Annotated in this window: 21 protein-coding genes, 1 tRNA gene and 1 other RNA gene; 3 read left to right on the top strand and 20 right to left on the bottom strand. The window is 65.2% G+C overall.

Features of this window, described 5'->3' with window-relative positions; genetic code table 11:
- The first annotated feature begins 22 nt into the window (after nt 1-22).
- Nucleotides 23-1,453 carry a DEAD/DEAH box helicase gene (locus GFS60_RS27200; protein ID WP_201453462.1) on the top strand — a complete coding sequence of 477 codons (1,431 nt, stop codon included), beginning with the start codon at nt 23-25 and terminating at the stop codon, nt 1,451-1,453.
- On the opposite strand, the gene bluB is transcribed toward GFS60_RS27200, so the two are convergent.
- The 3 genes from bluB to GFS60_RS27185 all read right to left on the bottom strand — a co-directional run bounded on the left by bluB (nt 1,450) and on the right by GFS60_RS27185 (nt 4,064).
- A complete protein-coding gene (gene bluB, locus GFS60_RS27195) occupies nt 1,450-2,067 on the bottom strand; it encodes a 5,6-dimethylbenzimidazole synthase (protein ID WP_159927582.1) in 618 nt (205 codons plus the stop codon). The genes GFS60_RS27200 and bluB overlap by 4 nt on opposite strands.
- Before the next feature lie 38 nt (nt 2,068-2,105).
- Nucleotides 2,106-3,155, bottom strand: coding sequence for a CobW family GTP-binding protein (locus tag GFS60_RS27190; protein ID WP_159926007.1), 1,050 nt, complete (start codon nt 3,153-3,155; stop codon nt 2,106-2,108).
- 66 nt (nt 3,156-3,221) lie between these two features.
- Entirely contained in the window at nt 3,222-4,064 is an 843-nt protein-coding gene (locus GFS60_RS27185) for an alpha/beta fold hydrolase (protein WP_159926005.1), read from the bottom strand.
- Nucleotides 4,065-4,138: 74 nt separating this feature from the next.
- Here GFS60_RS27185 and GFS60_RS27180 point away from each other — a divergent pair, with 74 nt between their 5' ends.
- Nucleotides 4,139-4,654, top strand: coding sequence for a MarR family winged helix-turn-helix transcriptional regulator (locus GFS60_RS27180; RefSeq protein WP_159926004.1), 516 nt, complete (start codon nt 4,139-4,141; stop codon nt 4,652-4,654).
- On the opposite strand, the gene GFS60_RS27175 is transcribed toward GFS60_RS27180, so the two are convergent.
- A complete protein-coding gene (locus GFS60_RS27175; RefSeq protein ID WP_159926003.1) occupies nt 4,594-5,079 on the bottom strand; it encodes an acyltransferase in 486 nt (161 codons plus the stop codon). The two genes, GFS60_RS27180 and GFS60_RS27175, sit on opposite strands and share 61 nt — an antisense overlap.
- Before the next feature lie 157 nt (nt 5,080-5,236).
- On the opposite strand from GFS60_RS27175, the gene GFS60_RS27170 reads away from it, so the two are divergent.
- Entirely contained in the window at nt 5,237-5,602 is a 366-nt protein-coding gene (locus GFS60_RS27170) for a PAS domain S-box protein (protein WP_201453461.1), read from the top strand.
- 242 nt (nt 5,603-5,844) lie between these two features.
- Here the strand turns inward: GFS60_RS27170 and GFS60_RS27165 are convergent, their stop codons facing one another.
- The 16 genes from GFS60_RS27165 to GFS60_RS27090 all read right to left on the bottom strand — a co-directional run bounded on the left by GFS60_RS27165 (nt 5,845) and on the right by GFS60_RS27090 (nt 17,601).
- Nucleotides 5,845-6,051: a hypothetical protein gene (locus tag GFS60_RS27165; protein ID WP_159926001.1), complete on the bottom strand. Its 207-nt coding sequence runs from the start codon at nt 6,049-6,051 to the stop codon at nt 5,845-5,847.
- A gap of 59 nt (nt 6,052-6,110) precedes the next feature.
- Nucleotides 6,111-6,374 (bottom strand): hypothetical protein, encoded by a 264-nt coding sequence (locus GFS60_RS27160; protein ID WP_374432557.1) that lies wholly within the window; start codon nt 6,372-6,374, stop codon nt 6,111-6,113.
- A gap of 979 nt (nt 6,375-7,353) precedes the next feature.
- Nucleotides 7,354-7,426: transfer RNA gene (locus GFS60_RS27155), tRNA-Ala, on the bottom strand.
- A gap of 163 nt (nt 7,427-7,589) precedes the next feature.
- Nucleotides 7,590-8,321, bottom strand: coding sequence for a DsbA family protein (locus tag GFS60_RS27150; RefSeq protein WP_159926000.1), 732 nt, complete (start codon nt 8,319-8,321; stop codon nt 7,590-7,592).
- 41 nt (nt 8,322-8,362) lie between these two features.
- Nucleotides 8,363-8,851, bottom strand: a complete 489-nt coding sequence (locus tag GFS60_RS27145) for a MauE/DoxX family redox-associated membrane protein (protein ID WP_159925999.1) — start codon at nt 8,849-8,851, stop codon at nt 8,363-8,365.
- Nucleotides 8,852-8,877: 26 nt separating this feature from the next.
- The gene (locus tag GFS60_RS27140) at nt 8,878-10,104 is read right to left on the bottom strand and encodes an MFS transporter (RefSeq protein ID WP_159925997.1); all 1,227 of its coding nucleotides are present in this window, start codon (nt 10,102-10,104) and stop codon (nt 8,878-8,880) included.
- A 66-nt stretch (nt 10,105-10,170) separates the two neighbouring features.
- A complete protein-coding gene (gene pgm, locus GFS60_RS27135) occupies nt 10,171-11,802 on the bottom strand; it encodes a phosphoglucomutase (alpha-D-glucose-1,6-bisphosphate-dependent) (protein WP_159925995.1) in 1,632 nt (543 codons plus the stop codon).
- A 74-nt stretch (nt 11,803-11,876) separates the two neighbouring features.
- Nucleotides 11,877-12,221: a fluoride efflux transporter CrcB gene (gene crcB / locus GFS60_RS27130; RefSeq protein WP_159925993.1), complete on the bottom strand. Its 345-nt coding sequence runs from the start codon at nt 12,219-12,221 to the stop codon at nt 11,877-11,879.
- On the bottom strand, nt 12,218-12,583 hold the full coding sequence (locus GFS60_RS27125; RefSeq protein WP_159925991.1) for a fluoride efflux transporter FluC: 366 nt from the start codon (nt 12,581-12,583) through the stop codon (nt 12,218-12,220). The genes crcB and GFS60_RS27125 overlap by 4 nt, the downstream gene beginning before the upstream one ends.
- A gap of 66 nt (nt 12,584-12,649) precedes the next feature.
- Nucleotides 12,650-13,021: a transfer-messenger RNA gene (gene ssrA / locus GFS60_RS27120) on the bottom strand.
- 92 nt (nt 13,022-13,113) lie between these two features.
- Entirely contained in the window at nt 13,114-13,968 is an 855-nt protein-coding gene (locus tag GFS60_RS27115) for a DMT family transporter (RefSeq protein ID WP_159927580.1), read from the bottom strand.
- A gap of 8 nt (nt 13,969-13,976) precedes the next feature.
- Nucleotides 13,977-14,450: an SsrA-binding protein SmpB gene (gene smpB / locus GFS60_RS27110; protein ID WP_109331155.1), complete on the bottom strand. Its 474-nt coding sequence runs from the start codon at nt 14,448-14,450 to the stop codon at nt 13,977-13,979.
- Nucleotides 14,451-14,523: 73 nt separating this feature from the next.
- Nucleotides 14,524-15,429 carry a permease-like cell division protein FtsX gene (gene ftsX / locus GFS60_RS27105; RefSeq protein ID WP_159925989.1) on the bottom strand — a complete coding sequence of 302 codons (906 nt, stop codon included), beginning with the start codon at nt 15,427-15,429 and terminating at the stop codon, nt 14,524-14,526.
- Between the two features lie 63 nt (nt 15,430-15,492).
- Nucleotides 15,493-16,182: a cell division ATP-binding protein FtsE gene (ftsE, locus tag GFS60_RS27100; RefSeq protein ID WP_109331159.1), complete on the bottom strand. Its 690-nt coding sequence runs from the start codon at nt 16,180-16,182 to the stop codon at nt 15,493-15,495.
- 55 nt (nt 16,183-16,237) lie between these two features.
- On the bottom strand, nt 16,238-16,708 hold the full coding sequence (locus GFS60_RS27095) for a hypothetical protein (RefSeq protein ID WP_159925987.1): 471 nt from the start codon (nt 16,706-16,708) through the stop codon (nt 16,238-16,240).
- On the bottom strand, nt 16,705-17,601 hold the full coding sequence (locus tag GFS60_RS27090) for a mechanosensitive ion channel family protein (RefSeq protein ID WP_159925985.1): 897 nt from the start codon (nt 17,599-17,601) through the stop codon (nt 16,705-16,707). The genes GFS60_RS27095 and GFS60_RS27090 overlap by 4 nt, the downstream gene beginning before the upstream one ends.
- Nucleotides 17,602-17,605 lie beyond the last annotated feature (4 nt).

Here is a 17,605-nt window from a genome sequence, read left to right as displayed (position 1 = left end):
TGTGCCCGAAAGGCTCTGACACTTGTCTGACACGACGACACCCGACACCACCTTCGCCGCTCTCGGCGTCCGCGAACCGCTGGTGCGGGTGCTCTCCTCGCAGGGCATCACCGCGCCCTTCCCCATCCAGGTCGACACCCTCCCCGACACGCTGTCGGGCCGCGACGTGCTCGGCCGGGGCAAGACGGGCAGCGGTAAGACGCTCGCCTTCTCCATCCCGATGGTGTCCCGCCTCGCGGGTGAACTGTCGGGCGGAAAGCGTCGGCCCGGCCACCCCGTCGGTCTGATCCTGGCCCCCACCCGCGAGCTGGCCACCCAGATCACCGCCACACTCGAACCGCTGGCGCAGGCGTACGACCTGAAGGTCACCACCATCTTCGGTGGCGTCTCCCAGAACCGCCAGGTGTCGGCGCTCAAGGCAGGTGTCGACATCGTCGTCGCATGCCCCGGACGCCTCGAAGACCTGATGAAGCAAAGGTTCGTGAGCCTCGACGCCGTCGAGATCACCGTGCTCGACGAGGCCGACCACATGGCCGACCTCGGCTTTCTGCCCGTCGTCACGCGCATCCTCTCCGCCACGCCGCAGCAGGGCCAGCGACTGCTGTTCTCCGCCACGCTGGACAACGGTGTCGACAAGCTCGTCAAGCGGTTCCTGAGGAACGAGGTCCTGCACTCGGTCGACGAGGCGAACTCACCCGTCGCGGCCATGACGCACCATGTATTCGACGTCGACAGCCCCGAGACCAAGCGCAAGCTGGTCGAGAAGCTGGCGTCGGGCACCGGACGCCGAATCCTGTTCATGCGCACCAAGCATCAGGCGCGGAAGCTGGCGCGTCAGCTCACCGAAGCGGGGATCCCGTCGGTGGATCTGCACGGCAATCTGTCGCAGGCCGCCCGCGACCGCAACCTGGCCTCGTTCTCGGCCGGTGAGGCGCGCGTGCTGGTGGCCACCGACGTGGCGGCGCGAGGCGTCCACGTCGACGATGTGGAACTGGTGGTGCACGTCGATCCGCCCGCCGAGCACAAGGCTTACCTGCACCGTTCGGGCAGAACCGCGCGCGCAGGCAGCGCCGGCGACGTCGTCACCGTCGTACTGCCCGAGCAGCGCAAGGATCTGTCCATCCTCATGCGGAAGGCAGCGATCAAGGTCACTCCCGTCCGCAGCACCGCGGACTCCGCCCACGTTCTCGAACTCGTCGGTGACCTCGCACCACATGTGACGCCGGCGCCGAAGGCCACGCCGGTGTCCAGCACCGGCGGACGCACTCAGCGGCCCGGCGGTGGCCAAGGCGGTCAGGGTGGACGAGGCGGCCAGGGCGGACGCGCCCACGGTCAGGGCGGCGGCGCTCGTCGCTCCCGTTCCGGCGCTGCGGGCAGGCCACGGGCGGCGTCGTCCACGGGCGGCGGAACTCGTACCGCGTCGGCCGGCGCGTCACGCCGCCGTCAAGGCTAGAACTCGTCGAGGTGGATGGCGTCGGCCAATGGCCGGCGCCCCCGCCACCCGAAGCGCTCGAGGTCGGGTACCTGCTGGAACTCGGCGACGTGTCCCACACACAACCAGGCGATGGGACGCACCGGCTCGGGAATCCCCAGCAATTCGGTGAGGTAGGGCTCGTCGTAAAAGGACACCCAGCCCACTCCGATGTTCTCGGCGGCGGCCGCGAGCCACAGATTCTGAATCGCTAGCACGGCTGAGAACAAGCCGGTGTCGTCGACCGTGTGCCTGCCGAGAATGTGCTCGCCGCCGCGACTGCGGTCATAGGTGACGACGACGCCCATGCCGCTCTCACGTATTCCTTCGATCTTGATCGGATCGAACGTCGTCCTGCGATCGTCGGGTAGCGATTCGGCGAACCTTCTGCGGGCATCGGCGACGTGCTCGGCGAACACGTCGAGAGTCTTCGGCCTGCGCACGACAACAAAATCCCACGGCTGCGTGTTGCCGACGCTCGGGGCGCTGTGCGCTGCCCCCAGGATGCGGTCCAGAACCTCCTCCGGTACCGGCTCCCCCGTGAACTCCGCTCGCACATCCCGTCGGCGGCGGATCGCCTCATACACGGACAGCATCGGTTCGGGATACGACGGCGTGCTAGACGCGGGCTCGGTCACGCCGTCACGGTATAGCGGTGCACCCCCAGCATCGCGCCGGGGTCGACATCTTCGCCCTCGGCCACGATGCAGTCCTCGAGGCCCGCGCGCACCTTCTCCGGTTCGATGTCCGCACCGATGAGTACCAATTGCGTCGTGCGTTCCTCCCCCGATTCCCAGCGCGTGGAGGTGAACCGGATGTGTGGCCCCACCGCCTGCACCTCGAACTTGCGCGACTGCCCTGGTACCGCGAAGTGCACGAATCCCTTGATGCGATAGATGCCGACGGGCCGGCTTTCGAGGAAATCGACCAGCCGCCGTGGATCGATCGGATCGGCAGACGCGAAATCGACTGACTCGTAGGACGAATGCAGGTGGTCGTGACCGCAACAACCCTCGTCGCAGTGCTCGTGCTGATCCAGCAACAGCCGATCGAGCGTGAGCTGTTCACCGGGGGCCGGATCACGCCCCGGTTCCTGATCGAAGAGCAGAGTGGGCTCGATGCGCCCGTGCGCGGTCGCGAGAATCGGGGCACGATCGTTGTAGTCGCGGACCAACTGCTTCACCGCACCGAGTCGTGGTTCGTCGATCCGGTCGGTCTTGTTGAGCACGAGGAGGTCGGCCAGGGTCACGTGCTTCCCGAGATCAGGATGCTGGGCGGACGTTTCCTCGAACTGCTCACCGTCGACCATCACCACCAGTCCCCCGTACACGACGTGCGGATTCCTGCTGCCGAGCACGAGCCGAATCATGTTGCGCGGCTCGGCAAGCCCGCTGGCCTCGACGATCACCACATCGATCTGTGAAGAGGGATTCGCCAGACGATCGAGCATCTCGTCCATGTCGCTGACGTCGACGGCGCAGCACATGCACCCGTTGCTCAGGGACACCATCGAATCGACCTGCCCGGCCACCATCATCGAATCGATGTTCACGGCTCCGAAGTCGTTGACGATGACACCCACCCGGACACCGCGATTATTGCGCAGCACATGATTGAGCAGGGTGGTCTTACCGGAACCGAGGAATCCAGCGACGATGACCACCGGAATCCGCTTCTTCGCCAACTGCCCCGACCTCCATGGATTTCGCTGAGCCACCGGGCGCCCATGGTAGCGCCCGGCCGAACGATCTCAGCTCACCCCGCCGACTATCGCCGCGCCGATGGCGGCGGCAGGCACCATCGGCATCGTGTGGTGAGTGGCTCCCTCGATTGTCGTGACCCTCGCCGAGGGAAGCCTGCGCCGGATCGTGGCCGCCACCGCCGCCGCGTCGTGCGCGCGGCTACTTCCTGCCAGCAGCACGGTGGTCGGGACGGTCATCCGGGCGAATGCGGCAGGCTTCGGACGGCGCGGAACCACGACCTTCGCGCCGGCGAAGGCAACCGCCCCGAGGGCGGCCACCTCGAGCCATCGCTCGTCCAGGCCGACGCCACCTGTCTCCCAGCGGATCAGCGCGCGTTGACGCTCCGCAGTGGGACGAAGCAGCAGCGGTGCGGCCCGAAGCAGGTAGCGGGTGCTCAGTCCCGCAAAACACGATGTCGGGTCGAGCAGCACCACACTGTCGACGTTTCCGCGTCCGCTCGACGTGTATCCGAGGGCGATCATCGCCCCGTAGGAATGTCCGACGAGTGCGGTCGATTCCAGACCTAATCCATCCAGTACCTCATCGAGCCAGGTGAACAAGTCGCTCGTGCTGCGCAACGGGGTGCCATCGCTTACGCTCCGCCCGGCGTCCTGCATGATGTCGACGGCATAGACACGATGGCGACGCGCCAGGACCTCGACGTTGGCCGCCCAGACCGTGGAAGTCGCTCCGCCTCCGGGCAGGAGAAGCAGTGGTGCGCCCGATTCGGGACCGCACACGTTCACACGAGTGATGCCGTAGGCCGTCGGCACGTCGACCGGTGTGGCCGCCACCGGCCAGCTGCCCAGCAGGACGTCGTAGGCGCGATAGAAGTCATCGAGTTTCGCCACAGCGCCTCCTCCATTTATCTCGATGATCGAGATATTATCTCCTCGGCCGCGCTCCGGCAGTACATTCAGGTCTCGTGAATCTCGACGAAAGCGCTCAGACGGTGCACAAGCTGCGCGCTCTCGCGGTGGAGCTGAATCTGCTCGGCGCCGAGTTCGCCCAGCTGCACGGACTGCACACCACCGATCTCCGGGCACTTATCAGCATCCTGGACGCCGGTCGCGCAGATATCGCTGCAACCCCGGGTTGGCTCGGCGACCGCCTCGGGATCAATTCGGCATCCGTCACTGCACTTCTCGACCGCATGGAGAAGGCCGGGCTCGTCCGTCGCACGCCGGACGCCGAGGACCGGCGCCGCTCCCGAATCACGGTCACTGCCACAGCGATGAACCTCGGTGAAACCTTCTTCGGCCCGCTCATCGACCGGACGACAACCATCCTCGAAGGGTTCGAACCTTCAGACCGACAGACTATTTCACGATTTCTCGACGGCATGAACGCCGCTGTCGCCGTCGAACGGCAAGGGGCCGTTCAGCCGAGCGAAGACTCGGTGTCGAGATCGCGGACGCGTCGCGCGGGTGAGCCGACGTAGAGTCCGTTCGGCGCGCAGTCGCGGGTGACTACCGCTCCTGCACCGACGACACAACCTTCGCCGACCGTCACTCCGGGCAGGATGATGGCCCCTGCGCCGATCCAGCAGCCGTCACCGACCACGATGGGAAGGTCTACCGCCGCCCCGCACCGCCCCGACACCGGACCCAGCCGATGTGTGCTGGTAATGAACTGGACGCGGTGACCGACTGCCACTTGCCGGCCGAGGGTGATGGAGGCGGTGCCATCGAACAGCACGCCGCGGTTGATGAAGGTACCGAGACCCAGACTGACATTTTTGCTGCCGAAATAGCATCCTGAGTAGATTCCGGCACCCCATACTTTCGCCCCGGCAGCCAGCAACAAGAGAATCCGCAGCCAGACCGGCACAAATGCGGACGATTGGACGATCGTGACGAAGCGCACCCGCCAACCCTAGCCAGTGATCGCGCCCCGCGCTGGATGGTCGTCTGCTCGGGCGGCACGAATGCGACTCGGTAACGGATCCGACACCGAGCCCGATGATGTTCCCGAGACCCAAGGGGGCCGAGTGGCACAACTCGATAGCGAAGGATTCGCTGCCATGCTCGAATCAATCCCGCATGCGATCAGCGTCCACGACAAAAACCGCCAGATCATCTTCCGCAACTCGGCCTGCGCCGCTCTGATCGGCGCCGGCATCGACGAGTTCGACAGTCTCCGGCACGAACAACTCTTCCATCCCGACGACAGCGACCTGTGGAGCGCGATGCTCGCCCGCTCGCTGGGCGGTGAGAGGGCAAGTGCGACGGCACACCTGCGTATCCGTCACCGCAATGACCATTGGCTCTGGGTTCACGTCGCGGTGTCCGCCTTCGACGTGGGCGATGAGACGTTGATCGTTCTGGTTCTCCAGGATCAGTCCGACACCATCTGGGGCGACCCGCGTTCCGTCAAGCAGAAAATCTGACATCTACCGACCGTGACAGGTCGGCCGACTGCGACAAGGCGGTGTGCGGATCGTGGCACCACACCGTCGGCAGAAATGCGTGCGGTGCCCGCCGTTCTTCGACGTGCCGCAGTCGCACACTTCCCACCCGACAAGGCAGGTGTTGGCACCGAGCAGGTGCCCGTTGGGGCATCGCCGTGGGGCGAACTCGGTCCGGCGCGTCACAGAGCCGAATCTACACGTTCATCGAACGTATGTTCTATTCACATGTAGTTGCCCGGAGCCCCCGCACTGCCATCGGCGCGCTCCACCAGGAACCAACTTCCCGGCGCATAGACCAGTTCCCGGTCTTCGCGGACGATGACGAGCGCACCACTGTCATGGATGCTGTAGGTGTCGTCGCCGCTGAAGTCGGTGACGGCGAACTCTGCCAGTTGGTCGAACGACCGATGCGTCACGGTGAAAGTCATACCGCCAGTGTCCCACTGCGACAACGTGCCGACCCGAGATCGCTGACGTAGCTACTACTTCACATGTGGGGCAGGGCGGCAGCGAGAAAGACGATTCCGACCGCGATTCCGAAGGCACCGGTGAGTATGCCGATCAGAGCCTCCAGGGATGTCGACTCGTCCGCCTCGACCGACGGATTACGAGATGCGACGATGCCCGTCGCTATGGCTCCGGCGCCGAGGAGAATTCCGAAGCCGAACATCCAGAACATCACAATCGACAGCGCGCCGAGCATCACCGAGACGTCGCTGCAGTAGGCGCCGAGAGGCCGCGTCGACGTCATCAGCCATGGCAGGTGGCCGCGCCGGCGATCGGACGAGGGAGACGGTGACGTAGTCGTGGTCATGGTTGCGGTAAATCCTCTCCGTGCAGACGTACGGGGACAGTGACGGGGCGCGCGATCGACTCAGCGGCTCACCGTTGCGCGTGATCCGACCGCGACTGCCCTCAGCTAAGCGTCGGCGACCGAGCGGGACTGCGGACCGGGCCCGAAGTGAAGCACAGCAATCCATCCTCCGGGTTCGGTCCACAAGCGCCTGCCACCTGGTCGGACGCCGCATCACTGTGCATCAAGAATTTAGCACTCTCCTACATTGAGTGCCAATTCAGAAGAGGTTCACAGCGACAGTTCACAGACTGCCCATACTGGTTACTTTGTCGTTACCGATCGGTAGCGCTGGCACGCGACCGATGTGAGTGCTAATTTCCGAGATGCACAGGCATCCGTGTCCGTCGCCGTGGCGGGCACGCCGGGTAATGGGGAGGTGCACAGCTGTGCGGTACCGCAAGCACGGATCATCCGACGTGAAAGACCGACGCGACCATCGAACAGCGCATACCGAAGAGTGTGTGCGCTGGCCGGATCCGAGTCCACTGAGCAGCTGGTGGGAACGCGTCGTGTGGGGTGATCGGAGCGTGACATGAGCGGTGGAACTGTTCCCCCGCGCCCCCGCGCATGGGACTTCCATTGTGACCACTGTGACCACACGTACCGCGCCCTGGCTGACAGTCGAACCGCTGCCCGCTGCACAGCCCGGTTGAACGGCTGGGTCACGGACGGCACGACTCTCTGCCCGGGATGCGCCGTCGTCGCCGCCGTCGAACAACAGCTTCTGCTGCCCGGGAAGGCAACGGGCTAGTCGCCGGCCAGGTTCGACTGCCCCGACCGGCAACAGCGGACGAAGGCCACGGGAATGGCATGTGGTCACGCTCATGAAGAAGTCCCCCACCATGCGCTGCATGGTGGGGGACTTCTCAGTGGGTGGAGCTAAGGGGACTCGAACCCCTGACCCCCACACTGCCAGTGTGGTGCGCTACCAGCTGCGCCATAGCCCCGTATTCAGTTCTTTCTCTCGCACCAGGAATGACTTCCGCGTGCTCGAAGAAAGTTACACCATCGTCGACCTGGCCAACAAATCGCCTGCTCAGAGGCGCTTCGCGCCCGTGCGCCTTTGTGGTTGCCGGGACAACCAGAAAGGCGCACGGGCGGCGGAGCCGCCTACAGCTGGGACACCCAGTTCTCGTTGGAAAGCGCGTCGATGACGGTGCCGTCCTGAACCACTGCCGGGGTGCCCGTTGCACCGCTCGCGCTCAGAGCTTGACGGCCGGCCTCCGCGTCGATCGCAGCCTGGTCGACCTTCGCCCCGGTGGTGATGCACTGCGCGGCCTCGTCGGACGCTCCGGCGTCGCGGGCCATCTGCGCCAGTTCCTCGTTGGAGTGGTCGGAATCGCCGTTCTCCGCCGGTTGGTTCTCGGGCGCGAACAAGGCAGCGTGGAAGTCCGAGTACGCCGACGCGTCACCGGTCGCCGCAACGCACTGTGACGCCGCGACAGCGCGCGTGGAGTAGTCACCGCTGGCCGACAACCGGTTGAGGAAGTTCAGAATGTGGTAGCGGACAGCCACTTTCCCGTCGTCGACGGCCTTGGCCAGTTCCTGTCCGTTCTTGTTCTCCAACTCGGCGCAGTAGGGACACATCGGGTCCTCGAACAGATCGATCGTGGTGGCTGCGTCGGGACGGCCGAGGAGCACCACGCCGTTGTCTTCGACCGACACCCGGACCTCGGAGTTCTGCACTCCCCCGTAACCGTCGTTGCGCGGCTTGCTTCGGTTGTTCTGCCAGATCACGCCGCCTATCACGAGGGCTGCGATGACGAGTACGGCGAGCCCACCGAGGATGTAGGTGGACCGGCTGGACTCCGGCTGCGGGGTGTACTTGTTCTTCGAGCTCACGTGGATGCAGTCCTTCGATGTCGGATCGATTTACCAGGTGCTTACTCTGCCATCGTCGGCTGAGGGGCCACTGAGAAAGGCGCCCGCGATGCGAGCCCCAGCGCGAACGGAGTACGGGGGAACACGATCAACCAGGCCGCCAGCGCGAGGAATCCGATGTCCCGCAGGATTTCCTTGGTGTAGTCCCAGCCATCGACGTCGGCCGCTCCTCCACCGCCGAAACAACCGCAGTCGATGGACAGGCCACGCGCCCACACCGAAATGATGACGCCGACGAGGACGAGCAGCAGGGCCGCCGACACCACCGCCGTGGCCCGGACCCCGAGCCCGATCAGAAGCAGTAGGCCGAGGGCGATTTCGAAGAACGGTAGGGCGTTGGCAACGGGACGGACGAGGTCTTCCGGGAGCAGTTGGTAGGCGCGAACCGCGATGATCGTCTGTGCGGGATCTGCCACCTTGAGCGCGCCGGAGACGAGCCAGACGGCGGCGAGGGACACGCGGGCGACGAGGGAGACGATCCTGATCCACACCGAAACGAGAGTACAGACGTCGCCGGTCAGAGCGCTTCGACCGACACCTTCGGGGCCGGCTTGTTCGGCACCAGCAACCAGCCTGCTGCGGCGACGAGCATCACACCACCCGTAACGGCAAAGGAGACCGCGTAGGACAGGTGCTGGGCGAGTAGACCGGCGCCGACCGGACCGAGAACGCCGCCCACGTCGGCCACCATTTGGAACGTGGCGAGGACAGGCCCGCCACGCGACTTCGCACCTACGACGTCCGCCACGGCCGCCTGCTGGGCGGGACTCATGATGCCGGAACCGATACCCGCGACACCGGAGAGCACGAGGAAAACGACGAGATCCTCGCTGAGTCCCATGCCGACGGTGCTCGCCCCGCACACCAGGAGGCCGAGCACGACGAAGAGCTTCCTGCCGTAGGTGTCGGAAAGCCTTCCCGACACGATGAGAACCAGCGCGTTGCCGACGGCGAACACGGCGAGTGCGATTCCGGCGAGCGCTTCCTCGCGGTGGAGCGCCTCGACGACGAACAGCGGGACCATCGCGACCCGTACGCCGAAGATGACCCCACCGAAGGCGAAGTTGGATCCGAGCGCGGCGCGGTACACGGACGACCTCAGGGCCTCTCGCAAGGTCATGGCGGCCCCCGCAGCGGTGGCGTCCGGTGCGGTGAGATGCGATCCCTTGAGGCTGATGAAAACGACTGCGGCTGCGATCACGAGCGCGATGGCGTAGATGACGAACGGGACACGCAGACCGAATCCGACGAGAAGCCCGCCGACGAGCGGTCCGCTGATCGAGCCCAGCAGGAAACTGGTGGCATACAACCCGGATACCCGGCCGCGACTGTCGACCGGTGCGATCCGGATGACGAGACCCATTGCGGACACGGTGAACATCGTCGAGCCGATCCCGCCCAGTGCGCGGAAGATCAACAGCTGCCAGTAGTCACCTGCCACCGCGCAGGCCGCCGTGGACGCCGCAACGATCAACAGACCGGTGATGTAGACCGGTCGCTCCCCCAACTTCTGCACCAGCCGCCCACTGAGCGGGGCGAACACCAGCCGCATGAAGGCGAAGGACGAGATCACGACCGTCGCGGCCGTCACGCTGACGTCGAAGCTACGCGCGAACTGCGGCAGCGCCGGCGCGACGATGCCGAAACCCAATGCGATGACGAAGCTGGCCGACACCAGCACCCAGATTTCCGAGGGAAGTCGGGGTTTGGTCCCGGAGAGCGGCCCAGCTTCACGAGTGTTCATCGGGAATCGATGCTATGTGCAGCCGCCGACACGGAGACACTCACCCCGGGTCGCCTCGGCGCGGGGTTACCGCAGTGCGTCGGCCACCAGTTCCTTGGCGGCCGCCTGCACCTGTGCGAGATGCTCGGGACCTTCGAACGATTCGGCGTAGATCTTGTACACGTCCTCGGTCCCCGACGGCCGGGCCGCGAACCACGCGTTGGCCGTGGTGACCTTCAACCCGCCGAGCGGTGCCCCGTTTCCCGGAGCAGTCGTCAGGGTCGCGGTGATGGGCTCCCCCGCGAGTTCGGTTGCCGTCACCTGTTCCGGCGACAGCTTGGCCAGGACTGCTTTCTGCTCCCGCGTCGCGGGCGCATCGATACGGGCATACGCCGGACTGCCGAACTTCTCTGCCAGCTCCCCGTAACGAACCGATGGTGTCTTACCGGTGACCGCCGTGATTTCCGAGGCGAGCAGCGCGAGGATGATGCCGTCCTTGTCGGTGCTCCACACCCGGCCGTCGTGTCGCAGGAACGACGCCCCCGCGCTCTCCTCCCCGCCGAATCCGAGTGATCCCTCGAGAAGTCCGGGGACGAACCACTTGAAACCCACCGGGACCTCGAGTAGGTCGCGGCCCAGGCTGTCGACCACCCGGTCGATCATCGACGAACTGACGAGTGTCTTGCCCACCCGAACCGCCGGACCCCACCCCGGCCGGTGGGCGAACAGGTAGTCGATGGCTACGGCGAGATAGTGGTTGGGGTTCATCAGTCCGCCGTCGGGAGTGACGATTCCGTGCCGGTCCGCGTCGGCATCGTTGCCCGTGGCGATGTCGAAGCGGTCCCGTGCTCCGATCAGGGACGCCATGGCATCCGGGGACGAGCAGTCCATGCGAATCTTGCCGTCGGTGTCGAGAGTCATGAACCGCCAGGTGGGGTCCACGAGCGGGTTCACGACTTCGAGATCGAGATGATGCGTGTCGGCGATGGCACCCCAGTAGTCGACACTCGCACCGCCGAGCGGATCGGCTCCGATCCGCACTCCCTCGCGGCGAATGGCATCGAGGTCGAGCACGCTCGGTAGGTCGTCGACGTAGAAGCGGAGGAAGTCGTATCGCTCGGCGCGCTGGATGGCCCGCTCCGCAGACGCGCGCTTGACTCCCGACAGATCGCGGCGCAGTAAGTCGTTCGCGCGGTCGGCGATGATCGTTGTCGCCTCGGAACCAGCGGGACCCCCGTGTGGTGGGTTGTACTTGAATCCGCCGTCGCGCGGCGGATTGTGCGAGGGCGTCACCACGATCCCGTCCGCCACGGACTCGGGACGGCTGCTGTTGTACCGCAGGATGGCGTGGCTGACCGCGGGGGTCGGCGTGTAGCGGTCCCGTGAATCGATGAGCACCGTCACGTCATTGGCGGCCAGCACCTCGAGTGCCGACATCCAGGCGGGTTCGGACAGCGCGTGCGTATCGCGACCCAGGAACAGCGGACCGTCGATACCCTGCGACGCCCGGTATTCGACGATGGCCTGCGTCGTGGCGAGGATGTGGGCCTCGTTGAACGCCGAGTCGAGGCTCGATCCGCGATGCCCGGAAGTCCCGAACAGCACCTGCTGCAAGGGATTTTCGGGATCGGGCACACGGCTGTAGTACGCAGTGACCAGATGCGCAATGTCCACCAGATCCTCCGGCAGTGCCACCTGACCCGCCCTGTCGTGCGCCACGAGACCTCCTCCACATCGACGATGCCGTACTCGACTATCGGTCCCATCCTGCACCCTCGCGGCACAGTCCGCGATCAATACGTCCATCGGAAGCCGAGCCAGGCGGCGCCCAATCCGGCTCCGACGCTGGCAACCACGTAAAGGAGCGAGGTCGCGGTGCGCCGGATACGCGCGAGCCCGACCGACTCGACCGCGAAGGTGGAATAGGTGGTGAGACCACCGCAGAAACCGGTGCCGAACAACGCGAACAGCTGCGCAGACATCGCTGCGCCCGACACCATTCCGAGGATCAGGCAACCGCTGATGTTCACCACGAACGTGGCGACGGGAAAACTGCGGTACGGCACCACATAGCGCGCAGCGAGGTAGCGGGCGGCGGATCCGAGTCCGCCACCGAGGGCAACGAGGAGCAGGGTCATACGAGCGCTCCACGAGCCCGGCGATGGCGGTGGCCGACGAGCATGCCCAGTCGTGCCGCCAGGAGGGCAGGCAGCAGAGTGGCCGTCACATACAGCGCGGCGCGTCCGGCATCCTCCCCCACGGCATCGACGGCAAAGGTCGAGAACGTGGTGAATCCGCCGAGGACACCGACCCCGAGGAACAGCCGCAACGGTCGGTCCGGCCCGAGCATCTCGGCGAGGTACCCGAGCAGCAACGAACCGACGACGTTGATGGCCAGAATGGTCCAGATACCTGGCCACTGCTGGGCCAGTATGAACCGGACGGTGGCTCCGAACGCTCCTCCCGCGGCGACCACGAGGACGGATTTCGACACGGGCACCGGCGTTCCTTCCCTCGCGGACACGATTCGGGCCGGACACCTGGTGTGGTGTCCGGCCCGGAATCGGGGTGGAGCTGCCGGGAATTGAACCCGGGTCCTACGCAGCAAAGCTAGGGCTTCTCCGTGTGCAGTTTGCTATGCCTCTACTTGGATCTCCCAGTCTCGCAAACAAGCCAGGATGACGATCCCAGTCGCTGTGAGTTGTCCCGTTCGGCTCCGCGACCGAGCCGAACGGTAAAGCCCTCTAGCTGATGCCAGTACCCGGGCCGAGGGCGAACCCGGACTGACAGACACGCAGTCGCTACTTAGGCAGCGAGTGCGTAGTCGCGCTGATTGGAATCGGCGCTTATATGTTTGCAGCGACGCTTACGGTGGTCTCTTGCCTGCACCGACACGCTTCCCCTACCTCAACGTACGCAGTCGAAACCGTTCAGCCCCGTACGTCCCCCACGACTCTCGGGGGGCCACCCAGTGTAACGCGAACCCGGCGCGGTTTCATCCCACTTGTCTGCAGCGGCGTGTGGGCGGTCTCAACTGGCGACGGCGATCATCCCGACGGCCGCCAGCGCCAGCAGCATTCCGGCCTGTTGCACCTTGCTCACCCGTTCGCCGAGCATCACCATGGCCAGCAGCACGGTCGCTGCGGGGTACAGCGATCCGATCACACTGACCAGGGAGAGCAACCCGCCCTGGAATGCGTAGAGCATTGCGGCGTTGGCCGCGACATCGAGGAAACTGACGTAGACGGCGAGCTTCATCGGCTCTCCGTGTGGCAGAAGGAAATGACCGGACGCCAGCGCCACCACCCACACCACGGCTGTGGCGGCGGCGCGCGAGACGGCCAGGGGCCACAACCCGCCCTCGGCACCGATCTGGTGCAGCGCCACGAACGCGATGGCGAAGGCGACACCGGAACCGACGGTCAGCAACGCGACGGACTTCGTGAACGTGAGCACTCGCCCACCCGCCACCTCGCCGGCCGTCTCGTCGGGCGACTCTCGGCTGACCAGCACGACGGCGACGAGCGCGACAGCAATCCCGGCGTACGCAATCGATCCGGGCCGTTCCCCGAAAGCGAGACCGACGAGAACAGGGATGCCCGCCACCAGGACGGCAGTCAACGGCGACACCACCGACATCGGGCCTGCTGCCAGCGCCAGATAGAACCACCACACGGCGACACCGCCGGCCACGCCGGAGACCGCGCCCCACAACAGGGACGAGGTGGTGAACGTGCCCGCCACGAACGGCGCGATCACCAGCACGATCACCAGCGACAGCGGATACGAGACGATGACCACCCGCAGTGCAGCCACCCGCCGAGAGGCCACTCCACCGACGAAATCGCTCACGCCGTAGCCGATGGCAGCGACCAGCGCGAGCAGGACGCCGGTCAGCGCATTCCCTTGACTCGTCGTCCGAGTTCGCGGGTCACCTCACGTTCGGCGGTGCGCTTGGCCAAATCCTGACGCTTGTCGTAATCCTGCTTACCCTTCGCGAGCGCAAGTTCCACCTTCACCTTGCCGTCCGAGAAGTACATCGACAGCGGCACGAGGGTCTGATTACCCTCTCTCGTCTTCCCGACGAGGTGATCGATCTCACGCTTGTGCAGCAACAGCTTCCGGGTGCGCCGTGGCGCGTGGTTGGTCCACGTGCCCTGGGTGTACTCGGGAATGTGGAGCGATCGCAACCACACCTCGCCGTTGTCGACGGTGGCGAATGCGTCGACGAGCGACGCCTTTCCCTCGCGCAGGCTCTTCACCTCGGTTCCCACGAGTGCGATGCCCGCTTCGTAGGTGTCGATGATGGCGTAGTTGTGACGCGCCTTGCGGTTGGTCGCAATGACCTTGCGGCCCTTTTCCTTCACGTTCCGGGCCTTTCAGTCCGCGATGTTCATGAGCAGTTCGTTGTCTCCAGCATAGGAGAGGGAGCAAACCGAATTATTCGCGCACATACAAGCGCAACGTCACGTAGGCGGTGACCGCCGCCATGCCCACACCGACCAGCAGGAGCACGGGTGAGACGAACAGCACGTCGCTGTTGGAGATCCGGGCGACAATGTTCGCCTCGTACACATCGGCCAGCACGTCGTCGATGAACATGTTCTTCGCGGTGAACAGGCCGACGATGGCGAGTACGGCACCGATCACCGCCGCGACCACCGCCTCGAGGAGGAACGGCAACTGCGTGTACCACCGCGTAGCGCCCACCAACCGCATGATCCCGACCTCCGTCCGCCGGGTGAACGCCGCGATCTGCACCATGTTCGCAATGAGAAGCACAGCGGCGACCGCCTGCACGACGGCAATCGCGAACGCCGCATTGCGCACGCCGTTGAGGACGCTGAAGAGACGCTCGACAAGTTCACGTTGGTTGAGCACGCTCTCGACCCCGGGACGGGTACCGAACTGGTCGTTGATCACCCCGAACCGTTCGGGGTCGCTCAGCTTGACCTTGAACGACGCCGGGAAGCTGTCGGGGCTGACCAGTGCAGCGAGCTCGGGCTGATCCTTGAACACCCGCTCCGTCGCGTCCTTCACGGCATCGTCCCGGTTGAGGTACTCCACCGATACCACCGACGGGGTGTCGTCGAGTTCCGTGCGTAGCGAACGGCAGATCTCCGCCTCGCAGCCGGGATCCGAGGTGGAGATGTCGTCCGTGAGGAAGATCTGCACCTCCACCCGGTCGAGGAAGATCTGCTGCGTCTTGCCCGCCATCTGCACCACGAGGAGTCCGCTTCCGAACAGCCCGAGGGAGATCGCGGTGGTGAGGATCATCGCGATCGTCATGGTGACGTTGCGACGGAGTCCGGTGAGGAGCTCACTGACAATGAAACTGGCACGCATCGGAAATCGGAGTCCTTCGTCGAATGGCTTGCGGACGGGCTGGCGTCGAGGGAGGGCGGGCGGCTAACGCCCCACTCCGTACACACCTCGGGCTTCGTCCCGCACCACTCTTCCGAGGTCCAGTTCGACCACTCGACGACGCATCGAGTCGACGATGTGATGATCGTGCGTCGCCATCACCACGGTCGTGCCCGTGCGGTTGATCCTCTCGAGCAACAACATGATGTCCTGGCTGGTCTCCGGGTCGAGGTTGCCGGTGGGCTCGTCGCACAGCAACACCAACGGCCGATTCACGAACGCCCGCGCAATCGCGACGCGCTGCTGCTCACCACCGGAGAGTTCGGTCGGCAAGCGGTCCGCCTTGCCGGACAGACCCACCATCTCGAGTACCTCGGGAACCGTGCGCGCGATCATCGCTCGCGGCTTTCCGATCACCTCCAGAGCGAAGGCGACGTTCTCCGACACCGTCTTCTTCTGCAGAAGCCGGAAGTCCTGAAACACCACGCCCATGCTCTGACGCAACTTGGGCACACGCCGAGCCGACAGCTTGTTGACGTGGAAATCGGCGATGTGAATGTCGCCCGAGGTCGGTGACTCCTCCTTGAGGAGCAGACGCATGAAGGTCGACTTGCCCGAGCCCGACGGGCCGATGAGGAAGACGAACTCACCCTTGTCCACTTCGACGCTCACCTTGTCCAGGGCGGGTCTCGTGGAGGTCTTGTACGACTTCGACACATTCTCGACGCTGATCACGAGGAGCCAGTCTAGCCGTTATCGAACAGTGACCAAGTGACGCGCAGGCCGAGCGTCATGGCCCCGTCTGCGAGCTGGGCGCGGTCGGGACCGGGGACATCGTTGTCGGCGTTCCGGGTGCTGCAGGAGCGGGGAAGAGTTGCGGCAATCCGAACGGCTGCGTGGTCGTGGTCGGCTGCGTGCTCTGCGACGGCATCGTCAACCCAGGGGTGGATTGGGGCGTCGGCTCGGTAGTGGTCGACTCCGTCGTCTCGGTGATCTCGGTCAGGGTGTCGACCGTCGACGACGGCAGTGACGTCACCGGAACCTGTTCCTCACTGGGCACGGGAGTGGTGATGGTCGGGGCCGGCGGGGGTGCCTGTCCAGCGTCCTCGGCGGGATTGAGCGAGGTGTACAAGGTGTACAGCGCCACCCACAGCAAGCACAGCACCAGCGTCGACGTCCGTACCCGTCCGCCGAACAGCTTCGACGGAACGACATGCGAGTGCAGGATCCGATCGAGTCCGCGCCTCGGTTCTTCACTCATACCGCGTCCTCCCCCACCCGGACGGTCTGCAGGTCCGGGGACACGGTGATCCCCTGCCGGCGCATCGCGGTGGCGACGCGCACCCGGAGAGCCCGCCCGACCTGGAACTGCTTACCCGGAAGGGTCCGGGCGACCATACGAACGCTCACCTCGTCGACGGTCAGGCGTTCGACACCCATCACCGTCGGCTCGTCGAGCAGCAGCTTCTTCAGTCCGCGATCCGCATAAGCTTCGACGCCGACCTGGTGCAGTACTTCGTTCACCTGGTTGATGTCGGCGGCCGCGGGCACCGGAACGTCGATCACGGCGCGCGCCCAGTCCTTCGACAGGTTGATCGCCTTCACGATCTGTCCGTTGGGAACGGTGATGACTTCGCCGTCGGTGTTCCGCATCCGCGTCACACGCAGCGTCACGTCCTCGATGACACCCTCGGCGTCATCCGAGGCCCCGGTGACGGAAAGCCGGACCGTGTCACCGAAGCCGTACTGACGTTCGGTGATGATGAAGAATCCGGCGAGGATGTCCTGGACCACGCGCTGCGCGCCGAAACCCAGCGCCGCACCGAGTACGGTGGCCGGCGCCACGAGACTGCCGATCGGCAAGCTGAGCTGATCGAGCACCTTCATGGTGGCGATGACATAAATGATGGTGATGACCACCCAGGTGATCACCTGAGCTACCGAGTGCCTGTGCTTGGTGGTCTCGGATCGGACCAGGGCGTCGCCCTGCATGTAACTGTTGTCGATGCGGTCGGTGATCTTGTCGCCGCCCCAGCTGACGAGTCTCGCCATCAGCAGGGCACCGAGCACCGTCAACGACACGGCCAGCCCTGTGGAGCTGAGCCAGTCGAGGAGATTCCGAGTGGGAGCGAACATGGTTGCGGTGATCTCCATAGGC

Origin of the sequence: Rhodococcus sp. WAY2 (assembly GCF_009859915.1) — a bacterium.
Lineage (GTDB): Bacteria > Actinomycetota > Actinomycetes > Mycobacteriales > Mycobacteriaceae > Rhodococcus_F > Rhodococcus_F oxybenzonivorans.
The sequence above is the reverse complement of the archived record's forward strand: the minus strand, read 5'-3'. Positions and strand labels throughout refer to the sequence as shown.

Excerpts from the sequence above, each read along its gene's own strand:
- GFS60_RS27140 (WP_159925997.1), bottom strand. The coding sequence starts at position 10,104 with ATGAACACTCGTGAAGCTGGGCCGCTCTCCGGGACCAAACCCCGACTT.
- GFS60_RS27090 (WP_159925985.1), bottom strand. The coding sequence starts at position 17,601 with ATGGAGATCACCGCAACCATGTTCGCTCCCACTCGGAATCTCCTCGAC.
- GFS60_RS27165 (WP_159926001.1), bottom strand. The coding sequence starts at position 6,051 with ATGACTTTCACCGTGACGCATCGGTCGTTCGACCAACTGGCAGAGTTC.
- GFS60_RS27095 (WP_159925987.1), bottom strand. The coding sequence starts at position 16,708 with ATGAGTGAAGAACCGAGGCGCGGACTCGATCGGATCCTGCACTCGCAT.
- GFS60_RS27170 (WP_201453461.1), top strand. The coding sequence starts at position 5,237 with ATGCTCGAATCAATCCCGCATGCGATCAGCGTCCACGACAAAAACCGC.
- crcB (WP_159925993.1), bottom strand. The coding sequence starts at position 12,221 with ATGACCCTGCTCCTCGTTGCCCTCGGTGGCGGACTCGGATCCGCCGCC.
- ftsX (WP_159925989.1), bottom strand. The coding sequence starts at position 15,429 with ATGCGTGCCAGTTTCATTGTCAGTGAGCTCCTCACCGGACTCCGTCGC.
- bluB (WP_159927582.1), bottom strand. The coding sequence starts at position 2,067 with ATGCTGTCCGTGTATGAGGCGATCCGCCGCCGACGGGATGTGCGAGCG.
- GFS60_RS27160 (WP_374432557.1), bottom strand. The coding sequence starts at position 6,374 with ATGACGTCGACGCGGCCTCTCGGCGCCTACTGCAGCGACGTCTCGGTG.